The organism is Streptomyces sp. NRRL WC-3626 (genome assembly GCF_000718785.1).
Classification (GTDB): domain Bacteria; phylum Actinomycetota; class Actinomycetes; order Streptomycetales; family Streptomycetaceae; genus Streptomyces; species Streptomyces edwardsiae.
The window spans coordinates 17,004-38,603 of record NZ_JOCA01000020.1 but is presented as its reverse complement, the minus strand read 5'-3'; the positions used below and the strand labels follow the sequence as shown (position 1 = coordinate 38,603).

Annotated in this window: 20 protein-coding genes; 10 read left to right on the top strand and 10 right to left on the bottom strand. The window is 72.0% G+C overall.

Features of this window, described 5'->3' with window-relative positions:
- Nucleotides 1–15 precede the first annotated feature (15 nt).
- The gene (locus IF28_RS0126305; RefSeq protein WP_030224991.1) at nucleotides 16–855 is read left to right on the top strand and encodes a DedA family protein; all 840 of its coding nucleotides are present in this window, start codon (nucleotides 16–18) and stop codon (nucleotides 853–855) included.
- A 130-nt stretch (nucleotides 856–985) separates the two neighbouring features.
- Here IF28_RS0126305 and IF28_RS0126300 read toward each other — a convergent pair whose 3' ends face one another.
- Entirely contained in the window at nucleotides 986–2,680 is a 1,695-nt protein-coding gene (locus IF28_RS0126300) for a threonine/serine ThrE exporter family protein (protein ID WP_030224989.1), read from the bottom strand.
- Nucleotides 2,681–2,818: 138 nt separating this feature from the next.
- A complete protein-coding gene (locus IF28_RS0126295) occupies nucleotides 2,819–3,310 on the bottom strand; it encodes an inorganic diphosphatase (RefSeq protein WP_030224988.1) in 492 nt (163 codons plus the stop codon).
- 79 nt (nucleotides 3,311–3,389) lie between these two features.
- Here IF28_RS0126295 and dacB point away from each other — a divergent pair, with 79 nt between their 5' ends.
- The 6 genes from dacB (at nucleotide 3,390) to folE (ending at nucleotide 11,057) form a co-directional block, all read left to right on the top strand.
- Complete coding sequence (dacB, locus tag IF28_RS0126290; protein WP_030224986.1) at nucleotides 3,390–5,018, top strand: D-alanyl-D-alanine carboxypeptidase/D-alanyl-D-alanine-endopeptidase; 1,629 nt, start codon at nucleotides 3,390–3,392, stop codon at nucleotides 5,016–5,018.
- 107 nt (nucleotides 5,019–5,125) lie between these two features.
- Nucleotides 5,126–6,259 (top strand): zinc-dependent metalloprotease, encoded by a 1,134-nt coding sequence (locus IF28_RS0126285; protein WP_106982144.1) that lies wholly within the window; start codon nucleotides 5,126–5,128, stop codon nucleotides 6,257–6,259.
- Between the two features lie 193 nt (nucleotides 6,260–6,452).
- Nucleotides 6,453–7,478 carry a tRNA lysidine(34) synthetase TilS gene (gene tilS / locus IF28_RS0126280; RefSeq protein WP_030224981.1) on the top strand — a complete coding sequence of 342 codons (1,026 nt, stop codon included), beginning with the start codon at nucleotides 6,453–6,455 and terminating at the stop codon, nucleotides 7,476–7,478.
- A gap of 68 nt (nucleotides 7,479–7,546) precedes the next feature.
- Nucleotides 7,547–8,107, top strand: a complete 561-nt coding sequence (hpt, locus tag IF28_RS0126275) for a hypoxanthine phosphoribosyltransferase (RefSeq protein ID WP_030224979.1) — start codon at nucleotides 7,547–7,549, stop codon at nucleotides 8,105–8,107.
- 187 nt (nucleotides 8,108–8,294) lie between these two features.
- Nucleotides 8,295–10,334 (top strand): ATP-dependent zinc metalloprotease FtsH, encoded by a 2,040-nt coding sequence (gene ftsH, locus IF28_RS0126270; RefSeq protein ID WP_030224978.1) that lies wholly within the window; start codon nucleotides 8,295–8,297, stop codon nucleotides 10,332–10,334.
- 117 nt (nucleotides 10,335–10,451) lie between these two features.
- The gene (folE, locus tag IF28_RS0126265; RefSeq protein WP_030224976.1) at nucleotides 10,452–11,057 is read left to right on the top strand and encodes a GTP cyclohydrolase I FolE; all 606 of its coding nucleotides are present in this window, start codon (nucleotides 10,452–10,454) and stop codon (nucleotides 11,055–11,057) included.
- A 9-nt stretch (nucleotides 11,058–11,066) separates the two neighbouring features.
- Here the strand turns inward: folE and IF28_RS0126260 are convergent, their stop codons facing one another.
- From IF28_RS0126260 to folP, 5 genes are all read right to left on the bottom strand, one after another.
- Nucleotides 11,067–11,555, bottom strand: a complete 489-nt coding sequence (locus tag IF28_RS0126260) for a DUF3180 domain-containing protein (RefSeq protein WP_030224974.1) — start codon at nucleotides 11,553–11,555, stop codon at nucleotides 11,067–11,069.
- Nucleotides 11,556–11,618: 63 nt separating this feature from the next.
- Nucleotides 11,619–12,230, bottom strand: coding sequence for a 2-amino-4-hydroxy-6-hydroxymethyldihydropteridine diphosphokinase (folK, locus tag IF28_RS0126255; RefSeq protein WP_030224972.1), 612 nt, complete (start codon nucleotides 12,228–12,230; stop codon nucleotides 11,619–11,621).
- Nucleotides 12,227–12,586, bottom strand: a complete 360-nt coding sequence (folB, locus tag IF28_RS0126250) for a dihydroneopterin aldolase (RefSeq protein WP_030224970.1) — start codon at nucleotides 12,584–12,586, stop codon at nucleotides 12,227–12,229. Before folB ends, folK begins: the two co-directional genes overlap by 4 nt.
- 249 nt (nucleotides 12,587–12,835) lie before the next feature.
- Complete coding sequence (locus IF28_RS0126245; RefSeq protein ID WP_030224968.1) at nucleotides 12,836–13,339, bottom strand: nuclear transport factor 2 family protein; 504 nt, start codon at nucleotides 13,337–13,339, stop codon at nucleotides 12,836–12,838.
- The gene (gene folP / locus IF28_RS0126240; RefSeq protein ID WP_030224965.1) at nucleotides 13,336–14,241 is read right to left on the bottom strand and encodes a dihydropteroate synthase; all 906 of its coding nucleotides are present in this window, start codon (nucleotides 14,239–14,241) and stop codon (nucleotides 13,336–13,338) included. Before folP ends, IF28_RS0126245 begins: the two co-directional genes overlap by 4 nt.
- A 526-nt stretch (nucleotides 14,242–14,767) precedes the next feature.
- On the opposite strand from folP, the gene IF28_RS0126235 reads away from it, so the two are divergent.
- On the top strand, nucleotides 14,768–16,081 hold the full coding sequence (locus tag IF28_RS0126235; protein WP_030224963.1) for a hypothetical protein: 1,314 nt from the start codon (nucleotides 14,768–14,770) through the stop codon (nucleotides 16,079–16,081).
- A gap of 72 nt (nucleotides 16,082–16,153) precedes the next feature.
- On the opposite strand, the gene IF28_RS0126230 is transcribed toward IF28_RS0126235, so the two are convergent.
- On the bottom strand, nucleotides 16,154–17,497 hold the full coding sequence (locus tag IF28_RS0126230; RefSeq protein WP_030224961.1) for a PH domain-containing protein: 1,344 nt from the start codon (nucleotides 17,495–17,497) through the stop codon (nucleotides 16,154–16,156).
- Nucleotides 17,494–18,024 carry a PH domain-containing protein gene (locus tag IF28_RS0126225; RefSeq protein ID WP_030224959.1) on the bottom strand — a complete coding sequence of 177 codons (531 nt, stop codon included), beginning with the start codon at nucleotides 18,022–18,024 and terminating at the stop codon, nucleotides 17,494–17,496. Before IF28_RS0126225 ends, IF28_RS0126230 begins: the two co-directional genes overlap by 4 nt.
- Nucleotides 18,025–18,055: 31 nt before the next feature.
- Between IF28_RS0126225 and IF28_RS0126220 the strand changes: the two genes are divergently transcribed.
- Nucleotides 18,056–19,207: an NADH-quinone oxidoreductase subunit D gene (locus IF28_RS0126220; protein WP_030224957.1), complete on the top strand. Its 1,152-nt coding sequence runs from the start codon at nucleotides 18,056–18,058 to the stop codon at nucleotides 19,205–19,207.
- Here the strand turns inward: IF28_RS0126220 and IF28_RS0126215 are convergent.
- A complete protein-coding gene (locus IF28_RS0126215; protein ID WP_030224955.1) occupies nucleotides 19,172–20,233 on the bottom strand; it encodes an SAM-dependent methyltransferase in 1,062 nt (353 codons plus the stop codon). The genes IF28_RS0126220 and IF28_RS0126215 overlap by 36 nt on opposite strands.
- 118 nt (nucleotides 20,234–20,351) lie before the next feature.
- Between IF28_RS0126215 and IF28_RS0126210 the strand changes: the two genes are divergently transcribed.
- Complete coding sequence (locus IF28_RS0126210; protein WP_030224953.1) at nucleotides 20,352–21,554, top strand: sensor histidine kinase; 1,203 nt, start codon at nucleotides 20,352–20,354, stop codon at nucleotides 21,552–21,554.
- The last annotated feature ends 46 nt before the right edge of the window (nucleotides 21,555–21,600 follow it).

Sequence of the window (21,600 nt, the reverse complement as noted above, 5' to 3'; positions counted from 1 at the left end):
AGGAGCCACATCCCCGTGACCACGCTTGCGCTCGGCCCTGAGTGGCTGAGCCCGGACTACCTGATCGAGACCTTCAGCCTTCCCGGCATTCTGCTGATCGTCTTCGCGGAGTCCGGACTCTTCGCGTTCCTGCCCGGTGACTCCCTGCTGTTCACGGCGGGTCTCTTCGTGGCCGAGGGCAACTACATCACCCAGCCGCTGTGGCTGGTGTGCACCCTGATCGTGGCGGCCGCCGTCATCGGCGACCAAGTCGGCTACATGATCGGCAAGTTCTTCGGGCCGAGGCTGTTCAGCCGGCCGAACTCCAAGCTCTTCAAACAGGAGAACCTGGAGAAGGCCCACGAGTTCATGGAGAAGTACGGTCCCAAGGCGATCGTCCTGGCCCGCTTCGTCCCCATCGTGCGCACGTTCGCGCCCATCGTGGCCGGCGCCGGCCGCATGAAGTACCGCACGTTCCTCACGTACAACCTCATCGGCGGTATCGCCTGGGGCAGCGGCGTCACCCTCGCGGGTTACTGGCTCGGACAGATCGAGTTCATCAAGACCAACGTCGAGGCGATCCTCGTCCTGATCGTCGTCGTCTCCGTGGTGCCGATCCTCATCGAGTACCTGCGCGAGCGCGGCAAGAAGAAGCGCGCCGCCGCCGAAGCGGCCGCGGCCCCGCAGCAGCCCCAGTACCCGGTCATGGACGACGCCACGACCCAGCTCCGCCGCATCACCCCGTCCCAGCCCCAGCAGCCCCACTACGGCAACCAGGGCCACCCCCAGCAGGGCTACCAGCAGCAGCCGTACGACGATCAGGGCTACGGCGACGACCACTACAACCAGCAGCAGCCCTACAACCGCGGATACTGAAACCCCCAGGGGCGCGGGGAACCGCGCGACAAACCCCCGCCGGCCCGCGGGCCGCCACCCCACCTCGACTGCCGAGCTGGATGGCGCCCGGGGCCGGACGGCGCTCACGCCGGAAAAACAGCGCCCGGCGCTAGAAACCCCGCGTCCGCTTGGCCGCCCGGCGCTTCTCCGCGGACCCGATCCGCAGGAAGATCCGCGAGATCTCCGACCCGAGGTTCACCCCGATCGCGATGGCCATGGCCAGTGCCACGGCCTGCGTGAGGGACGCCAGCCCCGAGTCCACCTCGTTCTGCGCGATCCCCAGCAGACCGAAGTACGTCGCGGAACCCGGCAGCAGCGGTCCGATCGCCGCCGTGGTGTACGGCAGCGCCGACGCGAACCGGTACCGGGCCAGCAACTGCCCGAACAGGCCCACGAGTCCCGCCGCCACGGTCGTGGAAGCCACCGGCGAGATATCGCCCGTCGCGTGCATCGCGCCGTACACCACCCAGGCGACCCCGCCGTTCAGGGTCGCCATCAGCACGGTGGACCGTTCCTGCTGGAGCAGGACCGCGAAGGCCAGCGACAGCATCATCGACGCGCCGATCTGCCACAGCGGGTCGTCGGAGGCGCCGAGCGCCGCGTCCGGGTTGAGGTTCGCGCCCAGCTGTACGCCGAAATACAGGACCGTCAGCACCCCGGCCACGATGCCCACGAAGAAGTACAGGACCTCCAGCAGACGCGCCGACGCGGTGATGTAGAAGCCGGTCAGACCGTCCTGCACGCCCGCCACCAGCGCCCGCCCGGGCAGCAGCGCGAACAGCCCACCGGTGATCACCGCGGACGCCTTCACATCCGCGTGCGCCAGCGTCAGCGCCACCCCGATCGCGGCCGGCGGCATCGCGGCCACGGTGAACTGGTAGAACTCCGGCAGCCCGCGCCCCGCGCACAGCCAGGCCAGCCGGTCGCCGAGCATCGCGCCGATCGCGGCCGACACGAACACGACGAAGCCACCGCCGACGAGCACCGACGCGGCCCCCGCGAGCAGCCCGCTCGCGAGCGTCAGCGCCCACCCGGGGTAGGGGTGCCGGTTGCGGCGGATCTCCGCCAGCCGGCGGTAGGCCTCCTCCAGGGAGACGTGGGTCTCGTCGTCGCTGAGGTCGTCCACCAGCTGGTAGACGGCCGCCAGCCGGGTGTAGTCGGGGCTGCGGCGCCGCACCGTGCGCGACGCGGTCACCGGGTCGTCGACCAGGGACGGCTGGTGGGAGATCGACAGCAGGGTGAACGTGACGTTGGGCTCGCAGCGGTCCAGGCCGTAGGAGCGGCACACGGCGAACATCGCCGCCTCCACGTCCTCGGCGCCCTCACCGCCCGCCAGCAGCAGCTCCCCGATACGCAGGGTCAGGTCGAGCACGCGCGGGACGGCCGGCCCGGCCTCGTCGTGCCGCTGCACCGGCTCCGGCGCCGGACGCTCCGTCACCGGCATGCGCAGCATGGTGCGCATCCGGTCCTGCCACGGAACGTCCTGGGCCAGCCGGACCAGCGGTATGCCGCTCGCGGGGGTGAACGCCGCCGTCTGCTTCGCGCTGTAGGTGCGCGGCGTGCTGAACGCCGACCCCTCCGTCTCGTCCGCGGCGGCCGGGGCCATGTCGAGACCGTCCGGGACGGAGAACTCCGAGGTGGTCTCGGACTCCGTAGCGTGCTTCGGGACGGCCAGCCCGTCGGGGACGGCGAACTCGGACGTCGTCGACGACTCGGCCTCGGCCGGCGCCGCGACCACGGCGGGAGGCGTGAACGCGCTCCTCGCCTCGTCCGACTGCGGCTTGCGGTCCTCCGCGTCCGTCACCTGCTCCGCTCTCCCTGTACGACACCGTCCGTCAGATGTCCGTAAGCCTGCCCCGTACCGCCTCAGTATGCGCACGCACAGCAGAAACGGGCCGCACACGTGTGTGCGGCCCGTTCGCGCGTCGTGCGGCGGGAGGGCTCAGTGGCCGCCCGTCTCCTTGAAACGCTTGTAGGACCGCTCGATCTCGACCTCGGCGTCCACCCGGCCGACCCAGTCGGCGCCCTCGACCGACTTGCCCGGCTCCAGGTCCTTGTAGACCTCGAAGAAGTGCTGGATCTCCAGGCGGTCGAACTCCGACACGTGGTGGATGTCGCGCAGGTGCTCCACGCGCGGGTCCGTCGCCGGGACGCACAGCAGCTTGTCGTCGCCGCCGGCCTCGTCCGTCATACGGAACATGCCGATCGCGCGGCACCGGATCAGACAGCCCGGGAACGTCGGCTCGTCCAGGATGACCAGCGCGTCCAGCGGGTCGCCGTCCTCGCCGAGGGTGTTCTCCACGAAGCCGTAGTCGGTCGGGTAGGCGGTCGACGTGAAGAGCCGACGGTCCAGGCGGATCCGACCCGTCTCGTGGTCCACCTCGTACTTGTTCCGCGAACCCTTCGGGATCTCGATCGTGACGTCGAACTCCACCGGACGCTCCTCCATGATCAGCACATAGTTCTGGTGGTTAAGTGTCCCTCACGCAGGTGTGTGATCGCGAAAGGGGCTGGTGGTCGTGCCGGAGCTGAGGCCTTGGCGGGCCGCGAGGCCGCATGTCGTGCGGTTCGCGAGCGCTGTACGACCTCGTCTCACCCGGGCCGCGGAGACCGTACGGCCACGTCTGGCGCGCATCGCCGCGGCCACCGTGCCACGGTTCGCGCGGCCCGACCGGCCGGGATCGCCGCAGGCCGCGCGGGGTGCGCGACCGGGGACCTGGCTGTTCACCGCGACCGCCGGCACCGCCGGTCTGGCGCTCGCCGCGGGTGTGGTGACCGCCGCCGGTCCCTGGGACTCCTCGGGTCAGCGTACGGCCGAGCGGGACCGTGCCGTGGCCCTGCAGGCCGCGCGTGGCACAGATCACGGCGGCGTCCGCGCCAACGCCGGTACGCCGCCCCGCGGGCCCCGGGCGGCCCCACCGGCCGCTTCCGTGCTCACCGGCCTCGGCGGCACCGCGACCACGGTGAAGTCGGCACCCGGCGGCAAGGCCCTCGGCGCCGTCCTCGACCCGCTGCTGAGCAGCCCCGCGCTCGGCCGGCACGCCGCCGCCGTGCTCGACGTCGCCACCGGCGAACAGCTCTACGGCACCGGCTCCGCGGACGCCCTCACCCCCGCCTCGACCACGAAGATCGCCACGGCCGTCGCCGCGCTCTCCGCGATGGGGGCCGACCACCGCCTCACCACCCGAGCGGTGTACGAACCCGACACCAAGGAGGTCGTACTCGTCGGCGGCGGCGACCCCACGCTGACCGCGCGGAAGAAGGCCGGCGATCTCGCGAGCCTGCGCGACCTCGCCGAGCGGACCGCCGCCGCCCTCGCCGGGCAGGGCGTGCGCGAGGTGACGCTGTCGTACGACACGACCCTCTACCAGGGCGCCACGATCCACCCGATCGGGGTCAACCCGAACATCGCGGCCGTCACCCCCCTGATGGCCGACGAGGCCCGCACCGACGACTCCACCAGCGGGCCGGCTCCGCGGATCGCGGACCCGGCGGCGGACGCCGCGCGCAAGTTCGGCGACCTGCTGACGGAACACGGCGTCAAGGCCACACCTCCCGGCCCGTCGAAGGCCACCACCCGCGCGTCCACGCTCGCCACGGTCTCCTCGCCCCCGCTGGCCGCCCTCGTCGAGCGGATGCTGACCAACAGCGACAACGACCTCGCCGAGGCCCTCGCCCGCCACACCGCCCTCGCGGCCGGTGAGAAGCCCGACTTCGCCGGCGGCGGAGCGGCGATCACCGCCCGTCTGAAGCAGCTCGGGCTCCCCGTGAAGGGCGCCGACGTCAAGGACGGCAGCGGCCTCGACCGGCGCGACCGACTCACCGCCGGCCTCCTCACCGCCCTGCTCGCCAAGGCCGGCGACCCGGCCCACCCCGAACTGCGCCCCGTCCTCACCGGCCTGCCCGTCGCCGGTTTCACCGGCACCCTCACCGGCCGCTACACCGAGGGCGCGGCCGGCGTCGTGCGCGCCAAGACCGGCACCCTGACCGGCGTCAACACCCTGGCGGGCACGGTCGTCGACACCTCCGGCCGTCTCCTCGCCTTCGCCTTCCTGGCCAACGACACCACCAACCCGACAGCGGCCCAGGGGGCCTTGGACAAGGCGGCGACAGCGTTGGCGGCCTGCGGCTGCCGCCTTTAGACGGGACGGGACGGGGCGGCGGGGGCGGCAAACCGGAAGCGCCACCGCCCACCCCGCCGCGCACCGCCACCCTGCCCCGAACCGCCCCCCTCACGTACCGTTGACACATGACGAGCATCGGTGGTGCCGCTTCTTCCGGGATGGTCGACTGGAACCTCGCGGTCGCGACCGCGACCCGCCTCATGCGCCCGGGCCCGGACGTGAGCCGCGACGAGGCCCGCGCCGTGGTCGCCGAACTGCGCCGGCACGCGAAAGCCTCGGAGGAACACGTCCGGGGCTTCACTCGTCTGGGCACCGAGGAGACCCACGACACCCCCCTCCTCGTCGTCGACCGCCCCGGCTGGGTCCGTGCCAACGTCGCCGGCTTCCGCGAACTCCTCAAACCGCTCCTCGACAAAATGCAGGAACGCCGCGGCACCGGCCCCGGCAACATGGTCCTCGGCGCCGTCGGCGGCAAGGTCACCGGCGTGGAACTCGGCATGCTGCTGTCCTTCCTCGCCTCCCGCGTCCTCGGCCAGTACGAGACCTTCGCCCCCGCCACCCGCGACCTTCCGTCCGGCGCGAACGGCGGCGGCCGACTGCTGCTCGTCGCCCCCAACATCGTCCACGTCGAACGCGAACTCGACGTCGAACCGCACGACTTCCGCCTGTGGGTGACCCTCCACGAGGAGACCCACCGCACCCAGTTCACCGCCGTGCCCTGGCTGCGGGACCATCTGGAGGGGGAGATCCAGGCGTTCCTCGAGCAGACCGACGTCGACCCCATGACCGTCCTGGAACGCATCCGCGAGGCAGCCCAGTCCCTGGCCGGCGGTCGCCCCGAGGGCGAGGACGGCGACGACGGACGCTCCCTCGTCGAGCTCGTGCAGACCCCCGCCCAGCGCGAGATCCTCGGCCGGCTCACCGCCGTGATGTCCCTCCTCGAGGGCCACGCCGACTTCGTGATGGACGGCGTCGGCCCCGAAGTCGTCCCGAGCGTCAACGAGATCCGCGAGAAGTTCCAGCAGCGCCGCGCCAAGGGCGCCTCCCGCCTCGACACGGCCCTGCGCAAGCTCCTCGGCCTGGACGCCAAACTCCGCCAGTACCGCGACGGCGAACGCTTCGTGCGCGCCGTCGTCGACGAGGCGGGCATGGACGGCTTCAACCGGGTGTGGACCTCGCCCAACACGCTCCCCACCAAAGCGGAGATCGCCAAACCGGCGGACTGGATCGCACGGGTGCACCGCAAACCGGAAGCCTGAACCCCCGCGCCCCGTCATGCGCCGCACACGGCCGACGGCAGACGGACGCCCCTGCAATCACCCGTCCGAGGGACCGTGAGTCCGGAGTAGGCGTGCAATGCTCGGGGAACGGCCCGGTTCTGTCACCATCTACACACTCTGAGTGACCGAATCTCGGGCTCACCCCCCGACAACTTCATGAAGGGAACCGGACATGGGTCCCCACCCCGCGGTCGCGGCGATACGCCTGGCGGTCCGCCGCGTCCTGACCGACATCCTCGACGACCACGGCCGCATCCCCGGCCCGTCCACGCACGAGCGGCCCCCCTCCCCTCTCGTGCTCGTGGCCTGCTCCGGCGGCGCCGACTCCATGGCGCTCGCCTCCGCCCTCGCCTTCGAAGCCCCCCGCCTCGGCGTCCGCGCCGGCGGCGTCACCGTCGACCACGGCCTCCAGGCCGGCTCCGACCTGCGCGCCGCCGACGTCGTCACCCGGCTGCGCGAACTCGGCCTCGACCCCGCCGAGTCCGTCGCGGTCACCGTCGGCCGCGACGGCGGCCCCGAGGCCGCCGCCCGCGACGCACGCTACGCCGCGCTGGACGCCGCCGCAGAACGCCACGGCGCCGCCGCCGTCCTGCTCGGCCACACCCGCGACGACCAGGCCGAGACCGTCCTCCTCGGCCTGGCCCGCGGCTCCGGCATCCGCTCCCTGTCCGGAATGGCCGCGGTCTCGGGGGCCGACGGCCGTTACCGGCGCCCCTTCCTCCAGGTCGACCGGCAGACCGCCCGCAAAGCCTGCATGGCCCAGTCCCTGCCCGTCTGGGACGACCCGCACAACGCCGACCCCGCCTACACCCGCTCCCGCCTCCGCCACGAGGGCCTGCCCGCCCTCGAGAAGGCCCTCGGCAAGGGCGTCGTCGAGGCCCTCGCCCGTACGGCCCAGCTCTCCCGCGACGACGCGGACGCCCTCGACGCCTGGGCGGGCCGCGCCGAAGCCGGCGTACGCGACGCCGACGGCCGCCTGGAGTGCGCCGCACTGCACGATCTGCCGCCCGCCGTGCGCCGCCGGGTGCTGCGCCGCGCCGCCATCGAGGCCGGCGCACCGGCCGGTTCGCTGTTCGCCCGCCACATCGAGGAAGTCGACCGGCTGATCACCGGCTGGCGCGGCCAGGGGGCCATCAACCTCCCCGGCCGGGTCGTCGCCCGTCGGCAGGGTGGCAGACTGGTGATTCGGCAGGGCTGAATCCGGACCCCACCGACCCGTACGAGTCGCGGGACGGACCGGACCGGCCGGTGGGACGACCGAAAGTGATGCGGGTGGACGCGAAAGACATGGGTGCCGACCTCGAGAAGGTGCTCATCACCAAGGAAGAGATCGACGCCAAGCTGGTGGAGCTGGCCGCGAAGATCGACGCGGAGTACGCGGGCAAGGATCTGCTGATCGTCGGCGTGCTCAAGGGCGCGGTGATGGTGATGGCCGACCTCGCGCGGGCGCTGTCCACTCCCGTCACGATGGACTGGATGGCCGTGTCCTCGTACGGGGCGGGGACCCAGTCCTCCGGTGTGGTGCGGATCCTCAAGGACCTCGACACCGACATCAAGGGCCGGCACGTCCTGATCGTCGAGGACATCATCGACTCGGGACTCACCCTGTCGTGGCTGATCTCCAACCTCGGCTCGCGCGAGCCCGCCTCCCTCAAGGTGTGCACCCTGTTGCGCAAGCCCGACGCCGCCAAGGTCGCCATCGACGTGGAATGGGCCGGCTTCGACATTCCCAACGAATTCGTCGTCGGCTACGGCCTCGACTACGCCGAGAAGTACCGCAACCTCCCGTTCGTCGGTACGCTCGCGCCCCACGTCTACGGCGGCTGAACAAGGGGGCCCGGTCCGCCGTACGTGATCGGGAACCCCGGCAGGCTCCGCGGCGTTGGAGCATGCGTGGACGGGATCGCCGGCTGTCCCCCGCAGCTTCGGGGGACAAAGCTGGGGTACCGTCCGAAGAACAGTCTTTATCAAACTCACTATGGCAGGAGGGACGGGGCGGCACCGCTCCGTATGGATGGACGTGAAGCGATACTTCCGTGGGCCGGTCATGTGGATCGTGCTGGCCGTCCTCGCCGTGGTCGTGTTGATGCAGGTCGTCGGCTCGTCCGGCGGCTACAAGACGGTGGACACCGGCGAGGTCGTCCAGGCGATCAATGAGAACAAGGTCGAGTCGGCCAAGCTGACCACCGGCGACGAGCAGACCATCAAGGTCCAGCTCAAGGACGGCGTCAAGGTCAAGGACAGCTCGAAGATCCAGGCGAGCTACATCGGTGACCAGGGCGTCACCATCGCCAGCACGCTGCAGGACAAATTCCAGAACAAGCAGATCCCGGACGGCTACACGGTTTCGCCGTCCAAGCAGAACCCGTTCGTGAGCATTCTGCTGTCCCTGCTGCCGTTCGTCCTCATCGTCGTGGTCTTCCTGTTCCTGATGAATCAGATGCAGGGCGGCGGCTCCCGCGTCATGCAGTTCGGCAAGTCCAAGGCGAAGCTCATCACCAAGGACACCCCGAAGACGACGTTCTCCGACGTCGCCGGATCGGACGAGGCGGTGGAGGAACTCCACGAGATCAAGGAGTTCCTGCAGGAGCCGGCCAAGTTCCAGGCCGTCGGAGCGAAGATCCCCAAGGGCGTCCTGCTCTACGGGCCGCCCGGAACCGGCAAGACCCTGCTGGCGCGCGCCGTCGCGGGCGAGGCCGGTGTCCCCTTCTACTCGATCTCCGGTTCCGACTTCGTCGAGATGTTCGTCGGTGTCGGTGCCTCCCGGGTCCGTGACCTGTTCGAGCAGGCCAAGGCGAACGCCCCGGCGATCGTCTTCGTCGACGAGATCGACGCGGTCGGCCGCCACCGCGGCGCCGGCCTCGGCGGCGGTCACGACGAGCGCGAGCAGACCCTGAACCAGCTCCTCGTCGAGATGGACGGCTTCGACGTCAAGGGCGGCGTGATCCTCATCGCCGCGACGAACCGGCCCGACATCCTCGACCCGGCGCTGCTGCGCCCCGGCCGCTTCGACCGCCAGATCGCGGTCGACCGCCCGGACATGCAGGGCCGCCTCGAGATCCTCAAGGTGCACCAGAAGGGCAAGCCGGTCGCCCCGGACGTCGACCTGTCGGCCGTCGCCCGCCGCACCCCCGGCATGACCGGTGCCGACCTGGCCAACGTGCTGAACGAGGCCGCGCTGCTGACCGCGCGCAGCGATCAGAAGCTGATCGACAACCACATGCTGGACGAGGCGATCGACCGTGTGGTCGCGGGCCCGCAGAAGCGGACCCGGATCATGTCGGACAAGGAGAAGAAGATCACCGCGTACCACGAGGGCGGACACGCCCTGGTCGCGGCGGCCTCCCCGAACTCCGACCCGGTCCACAAGATCACGATCCTCTCCAGAGGCCGTGCTCTCGGCTACACCATGGTCCTGCCGGACGAGGACAGGTACTCCACCACGCGCAACGAGATGCTGGACCAGCTCGCCTACATGCTGGGCGGCCGCGCGGCGGAGGAGCTCGTCTTCCACGACCCGACCACCGGTGCGGCCAACGACATCGAGAAGGCCACCGGAGTGGCCCGCGCGATGGTCACGCAGTACGGCATGACCGAGCGGCTCGGCGCCATCAAGTTCGGCGGCGACAACACCGAGCCGTTCCTCGGCCGCGAGATGGCGCACCAGCGCGACTACTCGGAAGAGGTCGCCGCGCTGGTGGACGAAGAGGTCAAGAAGCTCATCGAGACCGCGCACAACGAGGCGTGGGAGATCCTCGTCGAGAACCGTGACGTCCTCGACAACCTGGTCCTGGCCCTCCTGGAGCGGGAGACGCTGGGCAAGGAGGAGATCGCCGAGATCTTCGCGCCGATCGTCAAGCGCCCGCCCAGGCCCGCCTGGACCGGCTCCTCGCGCCGTACGCCGTCGACCCGCCCGCCGGTCCTCTCCCCCAAGGAGCTGGCCCTGACGAACGGGGCGAACGGCGCGACGCCGGCCATCAGCACGGCCAAGAGCACCGCGGCGGACCCCGCCCCGGCGCCGGAGCGCACCCCGGAGGAGCGCCCCGAGAGCTGACCGGCCCGGAATGGATGCCGCGCCCCCCAGGTTCTAGCCTGGGGGGCGCGGCATTTTGCGTACCCGCAGTTGAGACGCGTGCCCGTCACGCGTGATGGCACAGGAACGAGGCACCTCATGACCGACCCCGTGACGCTCGACGGCATGGCCCCCATCGGCGAGTTCGACGAGAAGCGCGCGGAGAACGCCGTACGCGAACTCCTGATCGCGGTCGGCGAGGACCCGGACCGAGAGGGCCTCCTGGAGACCCCGGCGAGGGTGGCGCGGGCGTACCGGGAGATATTCGCGGGCCTGTGGCAGAAGCCCGAGGACGTCCTGACGACGACCTTCGACCTGGGCCACGACGAGATGGTGCTCGTGAAGGACATCGAGGTGTACTCGACCTGTGAGCATCATCTGGTGCCGTTCCGGGGCGTGGCGCACGTCGGGTACATCCCGGCCACCAGCGGAAAGATCACCGGCCTGTCGAAGCTGGCCAGACTGGTGGACGTCTACGCCCGGCGGCCCCAGGTGCAGGAACGTCTCACCACGCAGATCGCGGACTCGCTGATGGAGATCCTGGAGCCGCGCGGAGTGATCGTGGTCGTGGAGTGCGAGCACATGTGCATGTCGATGCGCGGCATCCGCAAGCCCGGTGCGAAGACGCTGACCTCGGCCGTGCGAGGTCAGCTGCGGGACGCGGCGACGCGCAACGAGGCGATGAGCCTCATCATGGCGCGCTGACGCCTGGTCTCACGCCGCCCGGGCCGTGCCCTGGCCGTTGTCGTCGTCGTCTTCCGGGAGTTTGCAGACGCGTTCCAGGAAGATGGCGGCCGCTATGACGCCGATGCCCGCCAGGACCGAGGAGCCGGCGTAGATGGCCTGGTCGCGGCGGGCGGGGATGTCGAGGGACTCCAGGAGGAAGACGCCCGTGCCGCCGTACATGCCGGCGACGAGGGCGGCGACCAGGGCGCTGGCCTGTCCGAACACGACCGCGCGGGCCGCCATCAGGGGGTCGACGCCCTTCGCGCCGGCCTGCCGCTCGCGCTGGGCCTTGAGGCGGGCGCGCAGCGAGAGCGCGGTGGCCGCGAGGACCACCGCGATCAGGGCGAGGACGATGGGCGCGGCCACGGGCACGCTCGGCAGCGTGCCCACGGAGTTCCAGAGGCGGGCGCCGGCCCAGGACAGGACCCCGGCCACGACGAAGACGCCGGCCAGCACCCTGATGCGCAGCTCTTTCACGGTGTCCCTTCGCGTTCCCCCGGACGACGGCGCCCCGGAATGTGGTCCTGTCGACCTTAACGGCTACTCGGGCAGCCGGAGTTCCAGGTCCGCGCGGGGGGCGACGCCCTCCCGGGTGACCGTGCCGAGGAGATCGGCGACGGGGCCGCGGCCGGGGAGCTCCGCCCCGGGGTCGACGTCGTGCCACGGGGCGAGGACGAAGGCCCGCTCGTGTGCGCGGGGGTGGGGGAGCGTGAGCTGCGGGTCGTCGGAGTGGAGGTCCGCGTAGGAGACGATGTCCACGTCGAGGGTGCGCGGTCCCCAGTGCTCGTCCCGGACCCGGTGGAAGGCCTCCTCCACGGCGTGGGCCCGCTCCAGCAGGGAGGACGGGGGCAGGGTGGTCTTCAGGACCGCGACCGCGTTGAAGTACGAGGGCTGGGTGCCGGGCTCGACGCCCCAGGGCTCCGTCTCGTACACGGGGGAGACCGCCTTTACCCGGATGCCGGGGGTGTCCTCCAGGGCGTCGACGGCCCCCTGGAGGGTCTCCAGCCGGTTGCCGAGGTTGGCGCCGAGGGAGATCACGGCCCGCTTGGGGTTGTGCAGTGTGGTGTCCGCGGCGTCGACCTGCTCGACCACGGCGGCGGGAACGGGCTGGACGGTCGGGTCGGTCTGGCCCTGGGTGGACGGCCTGGTCATACGCGGCTCCGGATGATGGTGACGGTCACGTCGTCGAAGGGCACGGTGATCGGCGCGTCCGGCTTGTGGACGCACACCTCGACCTCGCGCACCACGTCGTGCTTCAGACAGACCTGGGCGATGCGCTCGGCCAGTGTCTCGATGAGGTTGACGGGTTCGCCGCTGACGACGGCCACGACCTCCTCCGCCACGATGCCGTAGTGCACGGTCCTGGTGAGGTCGTCGTCGGCCGCGGCCGCCCGGGTGTCCAGGCCGAGGACGAGGTCCACGATGAAGGTCTGGCCCTCTTCGCGTTCCTTGGGGAACACACCGTGGTGCCCGCGGGCCTTCAGGCCGCGCAGCGCGACACGATCCACGCCTATCACTCCTGCAAAGTCGTCGGTCCGGCCGGGCGGTGCCTGTGCGGACGGCACACCGGCCACCACTCGAATCTACCCGCGGCCACCGACAGTGCCGGTGGCCCGGGGGTGCGAAAGCGTACGGTGTCCGGCGATTTCACCGCCCGTCTCCTCCCGGGGCGGCGGGGGCTCACGGGGCGGCGGCCGTTTCCGCCCGGCCTGTCGTGATTCCCGCCACTTGTCGCGCCCCGGCGGACGGGTACCCGCTCAGGCCGGGGTGTCGTCGTCCTCGCCGTCCTCGTCCTCGGCGAGGACGGGGGAGGCGTGGTGGGCCCAGAGCTTCCAGCCCTCCGGCGTGCGGCGGAACACGTTCGTCGCGACGACGAGCTGGCCGACCAGGGGACCGAGTTCCTCGCCGGCCTCGGGGGCGGGGCCGCCGCTGAGGATGTTCTCCGTGCAGGTCACGAGGGCGGTGTCACCGGTGACGGAGACATGCGTGTCGGTGAGGAAGAACTGGATGTAGTCGGTGTTCGCCATGATCAGGGCGTACGACCTGAGGACCTCGCCGCGTCCGGTGAGCACCGGCCAGCCGGGGTGCACGCAGGAGACCACGCCGGTGTCCGACGGGTCGTGGTACGACTCGTCGACGCCGAGATCGCCGGGGGTCAGCCAGAGCGACGCCACCCCTTCGAAGTCGCCCCTTTCGAGTGCCTCGTAGAAGGCGGTGTTGGCGGCCTCGACCTGCTCGACGTCGGTGTGGGGCGCGCTCACCGGGCTCCTTCTGCGCCGTGCGCGCCGGGTTCGGGGGGCGCGGTGCGCGCCTGTGTGATGGCGCGGGTGACCCGTACGGCGTCCGCGGTGGCGCGTACCTCGTGCACGCGGACCGCCCACGCGCCGGACCGCGCGGCGAGCGCGGAGACGGCGGCGGTGGCCGCGTCGCGCTCCCGCGCGGGCGGGGGCGCGCCGTCCGGGCCGGCCAGGACACGGCCGAGGAACCGCTTGCGGGAGGCGGCGACGAGCACCGGGTGGCCGAGGGCCAGGAGCCGGTCGAGATGGGCGAGGAGGGCCAGGTCGTGGTCGGCGCCCTTGGAGAAGCCGAGGCCGGGGTCGACGATCACACGGTCGGCGGCGACGCCGCCCTCCAGGACGGCCGCCACGCGCGCGTGCAGTTCGTCGGCGACCTCCGTGACCACGTCGGCGTACACGCCTTTGATGGTGCCGCCCTCCAGGAAGCCGCGCCAGTGCATGACGACGAAGGGGGCGCCCGCGTCCGCGACGACGGGGATCATGGCGGGGTCGGCGAGTCCGCCGCTGACGTCGTTGACCAGGGCGGCGCCGGCCGCGAGGGACTGCTCGGCCACGGAGGCGCGCATGGTGTCGACGGAGATGGTGACGCCCTCGGCGGCGAGGCCGCGGACCACGGGGATGACGCGTTTGAGCTCTTCGGCCTCGTCGACACGGGTGGCGCCGGGCCGGGTGGACTCGCCGCCGACGTCGATCAGATCGGCGCCCTGGGCGACCAGGTCGAGGCCGTGCTTGACGGCGGTCGTCGTGTCGAACCAGCGGCCGCCGTCGGAGAAGGAGTCGGGGGTGACGTTCACGACTCCCATGACCGCGCAGCGGTCCCATTGAGGAAGGCCCGCGACCTGGCGGCGTCCGCTGTGGTTGCTCATATGTTCAGCGTAGGCCCAGGGAAGGGGCGGGGGACGCCTCGGGCCGGTGGGGTGCCGGTGGTCCGGGGAGGGCGCGCGGGGCCTGTCGGGGCGGGACCGGAATCGGGGCCGGCCCGTGCTCCGGGGAAACCTTGCGCCCGTATTGCGGTGATGCCCGATGCCCGGCGGATCGGCGCACGCGGGACGGCTCGCGATTCGCGGTTCCCCGGGGGTCCGGAACTCGGACCGGAATGCGCGCGGGGATTCGCTCCCGGTACCGGGGGAGGGGCCGGACCGGGTGCCTCGGGGCCCTGCCGTCCGGGGCGGGGCGGCCCAGGGCCCGGCTGCGGGCCGGGTAGTTGGGCAATGGACGATCTTGATATTTGGGCACTATGTGTATTCACGCGCGGCCCGCGTTCCCTGATGCCCTGTGAAAGTCTCGGTGTGGCTTTGTTTTTACGGGGCGGGGCACCATCATTCGCCTACGCGCGGTAAGTTTCTGGCCATGCCACGTGGACGTCACCGTCATTCCCCGCCTCTGCACAGGATGCTGCCCCCGTCGGCGATCGCAGGCGTCTCCGCCGTCTGCGCCCTGGGGTCCTGGGTGTTCACACAACCGATGGTGCTTCGTGTCCTGGCCGCGGCCGCCGCGGTCACGGCGATTCTGAGCGCCGTCGTCATGCGGCACTGGGATACCCAGGCGGGCAAGCGCGTCGCCGATCTCACCCGCGCGCGTGCGAGTGACGAATGGCGTTTCGAGGAGCGGATCGCCGAACTCGAGTCCGACCTCGAGGAGTCGCGCGAGCTGCGGACGAAGCTGGACCAGCGGTTGCGTGCCAAGCGTGCGGAACTCGCGGGGCTGCGCAACGAGCACGCTGCTCTGCTGCGGCGGTACGCCGCGGCGGAGGTCGACCGGGCGAGCGTCCTGGAAGAGCGCCGGGTGCTGGAGATAGAGGCCGCGGTACCGGCCCGCGCGCTGCCGGCCGGGACGTCCGACGCGGCCGGCGACGCGGAGACGGAGACGCCCGCGCCGGAGTCCGCGGAGGTGGCGGCCGAGACGGTGGAACCGGACGGCGCGGTGGAGCCGGACGGGACCGTGGAGCCGGACGAGGCCGTCGCCGAGGAGGAGACCTCCGCGTCCGTCTTCTCGCCGGAGGGGTCCAAGCTGTTCCTGCGGGCCGACGCGGCGCTGGCGCGGCTCGCCTCCGACGCAGGCGAGGACGACGCAGGCGAGGACGAGGCCGCCGACGCGAGCGGGGAGGACGGCGCCGATCCGGCCGCAGCGGCCGACGACGCGCCGGAGGAGGCCGACGAGGCCCCGGCCGGGTCCGGTGACACGCCTGAGGACGAGGGCTCCCCGGACGACGAGGACGACGATGCCTCCGCGGAGGGCCCCGAGGACGACGGGCCCGAGCCGACGAGGGAGCCCGAGCAGGAGGACGAGACCGAGGCCGAGGGGCGGATCGAGGAGGCCGGCGAGCACGAGCGTACGACGGCCTCTCCGCCGCCGGCCGCTCCGCCCGCCCAGTCCGTGCGCCGGCCCTCCGGACACTTCACCGTGCCGACGGCGGTGGCGGTCGTACCGCCGACCGCGCCGGTACGGCGGCCGGTGTCCGGGGGCGACTTCGACTTCTTCGGGACGAAGAGGGACGCGGACGGCACCGCGATGGACACCGTGCACAACGAGGACCTCGCCGATGTCGTCGGCCAGGAGGCGCTCGCGCTGCACAAGGCGGAGGCGGAGGCGGAGTTCAAGCCCGCCGACGAGCAGGCGCGCGGCGTCGGCCAGGTCATCGACCTGACGGCCCACGACGAGACGGAACACATCGACGTCGAGGGCCTGCGCAGCGCGGTCTCCTGACCCCCGGCCACCCCGACGGGCCCCGCGCACACCGCGCGGGGCCCGTCGGCGTTCCGCGGCCGGACCCGCGGGTCAGGACATCCAGCGGTCCGGGAGGGCGTCCCTGCGGCCGGTGCGGGAGCGTTCCGCCTGGGAGTGGAGGAGGGCGGCCGCCTCCGCGGTGTCGCGGAGACGGGCCGTCACCGACTTGTTCGCGCCGGTGTCCACGTGGACGTCCGCGACGCCCCGCGCGCGCTGCCAGGGGCCCTGGACCAGCCGTACGCTCTGCACCTTGGCGTGCGGCACCAGGGACAGGCTGCGGCGCAGCAGGCCGTGCCGGGTGGCGAACACCGCGTCGGTGACGGCGAGTCCGTATCCCCGCCACCACAGCGGGACGCACCACCGCGCGCGGCGCGGTGGCGGGACGAGTGCCTCGCGCGGGGGCACGGTCACGCCGGGCAGCACCCGCGCGACGACCGATTCCGCGAGTTCGCGCGGGGCGACCGGCAGCAGCAGCGAGTTGGACGAACCCGCCACGTCCAGTTCCACGCGTACCCAGCCCCGGCGCCGCCACAGCAGCGGCTCGACGAGCCGTACCGTCTGCACGCGCCCCGGCGGCACCGTCTCGTGGGCCCGGTCGAGCAGCCCGTGGTCGATGCGCAGCCCGTCCGGTGACTCGGCCAGCGTCCAGTCGTACTCGGTGACGTACCGGCCCACACTGCTCGCGCCCGCCGCGCCCAGCATCGGCACGGCCGCGGCGAGCACCGTCCACAGGCTGTGAGTGGCCATCCACAGCAGCGGCACCACGACGCCCGCGACGAGGAGCCAGCCCCAGGTCGCCCCGGTCAGCAGGAGGGAGACGGCGAGGACGCCCGCCGGCACCCGCAGCATCTGCCGGGCCGGCGCCTCGCCGACCTCGTGCGCGGTCTCGGGAGCGAAACCCGCCGCCCGCGCGAGCAGTTCCGCGCGCAGCGCGCGTGCCTCGCCGGCCCCCAGGAAGGCGAGTTCGTCCTTCTTGTCTGCCCCTATGACGTCGAGTTTGAGTTTCGAGACGCCCGCCACCCGCGCGAGCAGCGGCTGGGTGACGTCGATGGCCTGGATGCGCTCGAGGCGGATGTGCGCGGTGCGCCGGAACAGCAGTCCGGTCCGGATGCGCAGCTCGCTGTCGGTCACCGCGAAGTGGGTGAACCACCAGGTCAGGAAGCCGTAGAGGGCGGCGGCCGGAATGAGTACGGCGATGCCGATCAGCAGGGTGGTCGTGGTCAGCCGGTTCAGCTGGCGCTGTGCCTGGTCGGGGTCGTGCAGCGCCCAGCCGATCAGCACGGCGACGGGCGCCCACGCCCGCCTGAGGGGTGTGACGGGGTGCAGCCGCCGTTCCGTCACGGGCGGCCGGCCGCGCACGGCCTCGGGGGCGTCGGGGACGTCGGGGGTGGTCACAGCCCCGCCGATCGGGCTTCACCGAGCTCGGTGAGCCGGTCGCGCAGGCGCTCCGCCTCGGCCGGGTCGAGGCCGGGGATGGTGGCGTCGGTCGCCGCGGCCGCCGTGTGCAGTTGCACGCTGGCCAGCCCGAAGTGCCGTTCGACCGGCCCGGAGGTGACCTCGACCAGCTGCATCCGCCCGTACGGTACGACCGTCTGCTCGCGCCACAGCACGCCCCGGCTGATCAGCAGGTCGTCGGCGCGTTCCGCGTACCGCCAGGAACGCCAGTTCCGCTCCAGCAGTACCCAGCCCCAGAGCAGCAGGGCCAGTGGCAGCAGCGCGAAGGCGGCCCAGACGGGTCCGGCGAGCAGTCCCGGCACCAGCGCGGTGGCCAGGGTCAGCAGCCCCAGCCACACCCCCAGCAGCAGCCGCCGCATCCGCAGCAGCCCCGGAGGCAGCGCGATCCACACCGGCTCATCGCCGTCCGCGACCGCCGGCCTGCCCGTTGCCGCTGTTCCCGTGTCGTGCGGGCTCCCCGTCTCCATACGGCCAGCGTACGTAGGAGAGACTGTGTTCATGACTCCTACGACGGAGACCATGGTCGGTATCGGCGGCGCGGCGGAGAGCACCGACATGGTGCTCAACATCGGCCCCCAGCACCCCTCCACCCATGGCGTGCTGCGGCTGAAGCTCGTCCTGGACGGTGAGCGGATCGTCAGCGCGGAGCCCGTGATCGGCTATATGCACCGGGGCGCGGAGAAGCTGTTCGAGGCCCGTGACTACCGGCAGATCATCATGCTGGCCAATCGTCACGACTGGCTGTCGGCGTTCTCCAATGAGCTCGGTGTGGTCCTGGCCGTGGAGCGGATGCTCGGCATGGAGGTCCCCGAGCGCGCGGTGTGGCTGCGCACACTGCTCGCCGAGCTGAACCGGGTGCTCAACCACCTGATGTTCCTCGGCTCCTATCCGCTGGAACTCGGCGGCATCACCCCGATCTTCTACGCCTTCCGGGAGCGCGAGGAGCTCCAGCACGTCATGGAGGAGGTCTCCGGCGGGCGCATGCACTACATGTTCAACCGGGTCGGCGGTCTCAAGGAGGACCTCCCGGCCGGCTGGACCACCCGCGCGCGTGCCGCGGTCGCCGACGTGCGCTCCCGTATGGACCGCTTCGACGACCTGGTCCTCGGCAACGAGATCTTCCGCGGCCGCACGCGCGGTGTCGGCGTGCTCTCCCCGGAGACGGTGCACGCGTACGGGGTGAGCGGGCCGATCGCCCGCGCGTCCGGCGTCGACTTCGACCTGCGCCGCGACGAGCCGTACCTCGCCTACGGCGAACTCGGCGACGTCCTGAAGGTGGTGACCCGCGCGGAGGGCGACTGCCTCGCCCGCTTCGAGTGCCTCCTGGAGCAGACCCACAACGCCCTCGACCTCGCCGACGCCTGCCTCGACCGGCTCGCCGAGCTGCCCCCGGGCCCGGTCAACCAGCGGCTGCCGAAGGTGCTCAAGGCACCCGAGGGGCACACGTACGCGTGGACCGAGAACCCGCTCGGCATCAACGGCTACTACCTGGTCAGCAAGGGTGAGAAGACCCCGTACCGGCTGAAGCTGCGCTCGGCGTCGTACAACAACATCCAGGCGCTCACCGAGCTGCTGCCGGGGACGCTGGTCGCGGACATGGTGGCGATCCTCGGGTCACTGTTCTTCGTCGTCGGCGACATCGACAAATAGGTCCCCCGCGTCCGCGATCCCCACCGGCTGCGCCAGCCACCCGAAGTCGCCGAGCCCGCCCGGCGCGGTGAGTTCGGCGGCCTGCCCGGCGTCCGCGAGGGCACGTACGTACCCGGCCGGGTCGGTGGACGCCAGCGAGAGCGGGGGGCGTGCGCCGCTGATGCCCAGAGCACGCAGGGCGTCCCGCTGGGGCAGCAGGCGCGTGCCGGGGAGCGCGCAGGCCGCGGCGCACGCGTCCAGGGCCACATGCGCCGTGAGGTCGCACGACCCGTCCGGCACGGGTGTCGTCTCCCGCCCCTCCCGGAACGCCGTGAGCGTCCCGAACGGCGGCCGCGCGGTGGCCGTGTGCGCGTAGTCCACGGCGACGGCGAGCCCCCGCGCAAGCGTGCCCACGGCCGACGCCCAGGCACGGTCCCGCGGCAGTCCGATCTCCGCGCGGAGCCCCTCCTCGGCCCCGAGCGGCCACCACCGCGCCAGCCATCCGGCGTCCGCCCCGGTGACCGGCTCCCCGAGCTCCTCCGTGCCGTCCCGGCGCACCAGTACCCGCCGCGGGACGCCCGCCGGGTCCACCTCCGCCACGTCCACGGGCACGTTGTCCAGCCACTCGTTGGCGAAGAGCAGCCCCGTGACCCGTTCCGGGGGCAGGACCAGCCGCCAGTCGACCCGTGGGTCCAGCCCGTCGGGCGGGTCGGCGAGCTCGACGGCGTACGCGTGCACGCGTGCCGCCACGTCGGTGGGCAGCGCGGCGAGGACGCCGGTGACCAGTTCGCCGCGCCCGGCCGCCATGTCCACGAAGTCGAGCACCTCCGGACGCCCCAGCGCCTCGTCGACCCGGCACAACAGCCGCGCCACGGCGCCCGCGAACAGCGGGGAGGCGTGCACGGACGTACGGAAGTGCCCGGCCGGCCCCGGACCGGGCCCGCGGTAGAAGCCGTCCGGCCCGTACAAGGCCTCCTGAGCCGCCTCCCGCCAGCCTCGCGGGCCCCGCCCGCTGCCCTCCGCCTCGCCCGTCGTCGCCGTCGTCACCGGCCCAGGTTAAGGGCGCGGATATGCCGGACCTCCACCTTGCGGAGTACACGTGCCGACCAGGGATCGGCCCTCCGGTTGACCCCTGCACGCATTTCGCTTCCCTACGCTGGGTTACGTGCAACTCCTCTATGACTTCCTCCGCAGACACCCGACCTGGGTGGACGGCTTCTGGGCCGTGGTCCTCTTCGGGATCTCGGTGCTCAGCGGAACCACCATGGAGGAGAGCCGGGGGACGGATCTGCCGGCCCTCACCGTGCCGGTCATGCTGCTGCTGTCGCTGGTCGTCGCCCTGCGCCGCCGGATGCCGGAGCGGATGCTGATCCTCGCCCTCGCCGTGGGTGTGGGACAGCTGATCACGGACGTGGCGCCGATGCCCGTCGACTTCGCCCTGCTGGTGATCGTCTACACGGTCGCGGCGGTCGGGGCGCGCTGGTCCTCCCGGCTCGCGCTGTCCGCCGCCCTGGTCGCGGCCCCGCTGGCGCAGTTGCGTTGGCCCAACCATGAGGCGAACACGGTCGAGAACATCGCCATAACGGTCTTCCAGGCGGTGCCCTTCGCCCTCGCGTGGGTGCTCGGCGACTCCATCCGCACCCGCCGCGCGTACTTCGCGCAGCTGGAGGAGCGGGCCGCCCGGCTGGAGAAGGAGCGTGAGGCGCAGGCCAAGGTCGCGGTCGCCGCCGAACGCGCGCGGATAGCCCGCGAGCTGCACGACGTCGTCGCACACAACGTGTCGGTGATGGTGGTGCAGGCCGACGGCGCCGCCTACGTCCTCGACGCCGCACCCGACCAGGCGAAGAAGGCCCTGGAGACGATCTCCTCCACCGGCCGCCAGGCCCTCGCCGAGATGCGCCGCCTGCTGGGCGTACTGCGCACCGGCGAGCACCAGGAGGCCGGGGAGTACGTGCCCCAGCCCGACGTGCAGCAGATAGAGGACCTGGTCGAGCAGTGCCGGGGGTCCGGACTGCCGGTGGACTTCAAGGTCGAGGGCACGCCGCGCCCGCTGCCCAGCGGCGTCGAGCTCACCGCGTACCGCATCGTGCAGGAGGCGCTCACCAACACGCGCAAGCACGGCGGCTCCGACGTGGGCGCCAGCGTGCGCCTGGTGTACTTCGACGACGGCCTGGGCCTTCTCGTGGAGGACGACGGCAAGGGCGCCCCCCACGAGCTGTACGAGGAGGGTGGTTTCGACGGCCAGGGCCACGGCCTGATCGGCATGCGCGAACGGGTCGGCATGGTCGGCGGCACCCTGGACGCGGGCCCGCGCCCGGGCGGAGGATTCCGCATCAGTGTGCTGCTGCCGCTCAAACCCGCGCATTGACGCCCGCGCACGCCCCCGCCGACACCTGTCACACCCCCTGCGACGA

Excerpts from the sequence above, each read along its gene's own strand:
- IF28_RS0126285 (WP_106982144.1), top strand. The coding sequence starts at position 5,126 with ATGACGAGCATCGGTGGTGCCGCTTCTTCCGGGATGGTCGACTGGAAC.
- tilS (WP_030224981.1), top strand. The coding sequence starts at position 6,453 with ATGGGTCCCCACCCCGCGGTCGCGGCGATACGCCTGGCGGTCCGCCGC.
- hpt (WP_030224979.1), top strand. The coding sequence starts at position 7,547 with ATGCGGGTGGACGCGAAAGACATGGGTGCCGACCTCGAGAAGGTGCTC.
- ftsH (WP_030224978.1), top strand. The coding sequence starts at position 8,295 with ATGGACGTGAAGCGATACTTCCGTGGGCCGGTCATGTGGATCGTGCTG.
- folE (WP_030224976.1), top strand. The coding sequence starts at position 10,452 with ATGACCGACCCCGTGACGCTCGACGGCATGGCCCCCATCGGCGAGTTC.
- folK (WP_030224972.1), bottom strand. The coding sequence starts at position 12,230 with ATGACCAGGCCGTCCACCCAGGGCCAGACCGACCCGACCGTCCAGCCC.
- folP (WP_030224965.1), bottom strand. The coding sequence starts at position 14,241 with ATGAGCAACCACAGCGGACGCCGCCAGGTCGCGGGCCTTCCTCAATGG.
- IF28_RS0126235 (WP_030224963.1), top strand. The coding sequence starts at position 14,768 with ATGCTGCCCCCGTCGGCGATCGCAGGCGTCTCCGCCGTCTGCGCCCTG.
- IF28_RS0126225 (WP_030224959.1), bottom strand. The coding sequence starts at position 18,024 with ATGGAGACGGGGAGCCCGCACGACACGGGAACAGCGGCAACGGGCAGG.
- IF28_RS0126220 (WP_030224957.1), top strand. The coding sequence starts at position 18,056 with ATGACTCCTACGACGGAGACCATGGTCGGTATCGGCGGCGCGGCGGAG.